Here is an 814-nt window from a genome sequence, read left to right as displayed (position 1 = left end):
TTCGCTATCACGACTGGCGCACGATCTGTTTTCTGCTTATAACGCAGCGCCACTGAATAGTGCTCCGGGTTGGTGACAATAACGTCTGCTTGAGGCACATCGGCCATCATCCGGCGTTGTGCCGCTTCCCTTTGCAGCATACGAATACGACCTTTCACCTCTGGCTTACCTTCGGTTTCTTTGTATTCGTCTTTCACTTCTTGCTTGGTCATCTTCAACTGATCGGCGTGCTGCCAAATCTGGAACGGTATATCGATGGCCACAACAATCAATAACGAGCAGCTGATCAACAAGATGAAGTTGAGCAAAATATCCAGCGCGTGAAAAATGTTCTGCGGGTAAACATCCATGCTAAGTTGGATCAAATCCGCTTGCGACGCTTGGATCAAATACATGGCAACACCTGTCACCAACACTACTTTCAAGATCGATTTGATCAGTTCAACCCAACTTTGCATCCCCACCATGCGTTTTAAACCGCTCAGAGGGTTCATTTTGGACAGCTTAGGCATTGCCGCTTCGGCAGAAAAGCTAATGCCCCCAACCCCTGCAGCACCAATCGTCGCCGCCACAAACAACGTGATAAGAATGAGAAACAGTGGAAAAAGCAAGTCTGTCATTGCGCCTAATGCGATATCAAACAGCTTTGTGGTATCAAAGATTTCGTCGCGTTTGAGGTCGAACAAACGACTCATAATGGAAAACAGCGAACGTGCGAGTGACTCGCCAAACCACATCAGAGCGATAGCACCCACAATCAGCACTGACGCCGATGCGAGCTCTTTTGAGCGTGCGACCTGCCCCTTTTCTCTGG

The 814-nt window shown here is 48.8% G+C and carries 1 protein-coding gene; it reads right to left on the bottom strand.

From position 1 onward, the window contains the following. The coding region (locus tag R8N49_RS26280) for a flagellar type III secretion system protein FlhB (protein WP_318190343.1) at nt 1-814 on the bottom strand (814 nt) is incomplete at both ends.

The organism is Vibrio sp. 1978 (assembly GCF_033344345.1).
This window is presented reverse-complemented; position numbering and strand designations above follow the sequence as displayed.